The organism is Streptomyces bambusae (genome assembly GCF_019400985.1).
GTDB lineage: Bacteria > Actinomycetota > Actinomycetes > Streptomycetales > Streptomycetaceae > Streptomyces > Streptomyces bambusae_A.
Window position 1 is genome coordinate 1 of the sequence record NZ_WTFF01000534.1, and the last position, 2,874, is coordinate 2,874.

At 76.5% G+C, this 2,874-nt stretch carries 3 protein-coding genes and 1 pseudogene; 2 read left to right on the forward strand and 2 right to left on the reverse strand.

Annotated features, from left to right (window positions below; genetic code table 11):
- Positions 1-456, forward strand: a pseudogene (locus tag GPJ59_RS35205) (glycosyltransferase family 39 protein); the annotation flags it as partial.
- Between the two features lie 146 nt (positions 457-602).
- Positions 603-1,358: a trypsin-like serine peptidase gene (locus GPJ59_RS35210; protein WP_219672148.1), complete on the forward strand. Its 756-nt coding sequence runs from the start codon at positions 603-605 to the stop codon at positions 1,356-1,358.
- A 32-nt stretch (positions 1,359-1,390) separates the two neighbouring features.
- Here GPJ59_RS35210 and GPJ59_RS35215 read toward each other — a convergent pair whose 3' ends face one another.
- A complete protein-coding gene (locus GPJ59_RS35215) occupies positions 1,391-1,897 on the reverse strand; it encodes an NUDIX hydrolase (protein ID WP_219672149.1) in 507 nt (168 codons plus the stop codon).
- A 10-nt stretch (positions 1,898-1,907) separates the two neighbouring features.
- Positions 1,908-2,874 (reverse strand): apolipoprotein N-acyltransferase (gene lnt / locus GPJ59_RS35220; protein ID WP_219672151.1); only part of this gene is annotated, 967 nt, incomplete at its 5' end.

Consider the following 2,874-nt stretch of genomic DNA (forward strand, 5'->3'; position numbering starts at 1 on the left):
GGAGCGGTGGTGGTCGCGGCCTCGGCGGTGGCGCTGCTGCCGGTGGCGCTGGCCAAGCGGGCGCCGGCCAGCCGGGTGGACGACGTGCTGGCGGTGGCGGACGAGGTGGCCCGGCTGAAGGCGGCCGGGGACGCGGTGCTCTTCGTGCCGGCGGCGCGCCGGGACACCGCCCTCGTCTCGCCCGGGGACTTCGCGGGCCTGGCGGACATCGCCCTGGCGCGCGGCCCGGTGGAGTCGGGGACCCTCAAGGGCGAGGAGGCCGACCCGGCCCGGATCCGGGCGGCGATGCTCGCCCAGCGGCGGATCCTGCTGGTGACGGACGCGACGCGGGTCGCGAAGCCGGTGTCGGCGCAGCGGGACGCGGTCAAGACGGCGGTGCTGCGCGACCACTTCACGGTCACCGAGGACCGGCAGGTGCGGGGGCGCCGGGTCACCGTGTACGAACGCACCCGCTGACCCGGCCCCCACGAGGTGTCGCCGGCCGGGGCCCGAGAAGCCGTCGAGCGGAACCGAGCGGAACCGAGTGGAACGGGGAGCGGATTCACAGGTGATTCGCAGGAAGCGGGGGCTGCGGTCCCAGGTCCGCCCGGCAGGGTCGGGGCATGAACCGCCGCGAGCTTCCCCGTACCGCCCGCCGGGCCGGGCGCGTCGCCCTGGCGACGGCCACCGTGTCCGCGCTGCTCACGCTGGGCGTCCCGGACGCCGGGGCGGCGCCGCCGGCGGGGGGGACCTCGGTGGCGGAGGCGGGCCTGGGGACGGCCCGGGTGGGGGCGCTGTTCGCCGGCGGGCTGGGCGGCGGCCACTTCTGCACCGCGTCGGTCGTGCGCAGCGCGGGCCGGGACCTGATCGCGACGGCGGCGCACTGCCTGGGCCGCGCGCAGGACACGGTCTTCGTGCCGGGCTACCGCGAGGGCGCGGCGCCGTACGGGGTATGGCGGATCACCGGGGTGCACGAGGACCCGAGCTGGGCGGCGACGGGGAATCCGGACGCCGACGTCGCGTTCGCCACGCTGGCCCCGCTGGAGGGCCGGCGGATCGAGGACGTGGTCGGCGCCTTCCCGGTGGCGGCGGACCAGCCGGACGGCGTCCCGGTCACGGTCGTCGGCTATCCGAGCTCCGAGGAGGAGCCGCTGACCTGCTCGAACGCCACCACGATGGCGTCCGTGAGCCAGCGCCGCATCGGCTGTCCGGACCTGAGCGGCGGTACGAGCGGCAGCCCCTGGCTGGTCGGGGGCGCGCTGGCCGGCGTACTCGGCGGCTTCGAGGGCGGCGGCACGGAGCCCGACGTCTCGTACAGCGCGGTCCTGGGCGGACCCGCCCAGGAGCTCTACCGGCAGGCCGCGGCGGGCCGGGGCTGAGGCCGGGCCCCGGGGGCCGGCCTCCCGGGGCCTCAGGGCGCGGCGGGGCCGCCTGCCACCGGGTCGGTGCCGGGGGCCGCGAACCAGGTCGGCTCGTCCTTGAGGGCCTGCCGGATCCGGTCGAGCGCGAAGGGCGGCAGGTCCGGCAGCGCCTCGGGGTCGAACCAGGCCACCTCCAGCGACTCCGCGTCGTTGACCTTCGCCTCGCCCCCGACGGCGCGGCAGCGGAAGGTGATGTCGGAGTACTGGACCACGTCGCCGTTGGGGTAGGTGTGCCGGGCGAGCATCTGCACCAGGACCACCCGCTCGGCCACGCAGCGCACCGCCGTCTCCTCGTAGACCTCGCGCACCGCCGTGTCGGCCGGCTGCTCCCCCGGCTCGGGGATGCCGCCGACGACCGACCACTCACCGGTGTCGGCGCGCCGGCCGAGCAGCACGCGGCCCTGGTCGTCGAGGACGACGGCGGTCACCCCGGGCAGCAGCAGGAGCTGGTGGCCGGCGGTGGCCCGGACAGCGCGGATGAACTCGGGAGTCGACATGCCCCCGACCTTACGGGGTGCCCGCCCGGCGCCCGGCGCGGACACGGCGGACCAGGGTCCAGCCGAGCCCGGCGGCGGCGACCGCGAGGAGGGCGTACTCGGGCAGCGGGCCGAGCCGGGTGGCCGGCGTCAGGCCGGAGCGCAGCGGGATCTCGGCGACCAGGGCGTCGGGGGTGAACATCGGGGTCTGCTGGGCGACGGTGCCGTCGGGCCGGATGACGGCGCTGACCCCGCTGGTGACCGGGACCAGGACGGTGCGGCTGTGCTCGACCGCGCGGACCCGGTCCATCGCCAGCTGCTGGTACGTCATCTCGCTGCGGCCGAACGTCGCGTTGTTGCTGGGTACCGCGATCACCTGGGCGCCGGCCCGGACGGTGGAGAGCACGGCGTCGTCGAAGGCGGCCTCGAAGCAGGTGACCATGCCGACGCGGCTGCCGGCCATGTCGAAGACGCCCGGGTCGCGGCCGGGGCCGAAGTCGCGGCGTACGCGGTCCACGTCGGAGCTGAAGAGGCGCACCACCGAACGCATCGGGATGCGCTCGCCGAAGGGCTGGATCTTCCGCTTGTCGTAGGTGTCGGAGGGGCCGCCGGCCGGGTCCCACAGGATCATCGTGTTGCGCAGCGGGCCGCTCTCCGGGGCGAGGACCGAGCCGATCGCCACGGGCGCGCCGACGGCCTTCACCGCGCGGTCGATGACGGCGTACGCGTCGATCTCGGCGTACGGGTCGAGGTCGGAGGAGTTCTCCGGCCAGACCACGAAGTCGGGCTTCGGGACGCGGCCGGCCGTGACGTCCTCGGCGAGCTGGACGGTGCGGCGGGCGTGGTTGTCGAGGACGGCCCGGCGCTGGGCGTTGAAGTCGAGGCCGAGCCGGGGCACGTTGCCCTGGACGACGGCGGCGACGGCAGTGCCGTCCTGGGCGCCGGCGGAGACCAGGGGGCGGGCGGCGAGGGCGGCGCCGAGCGGAGCGGCCACGGCG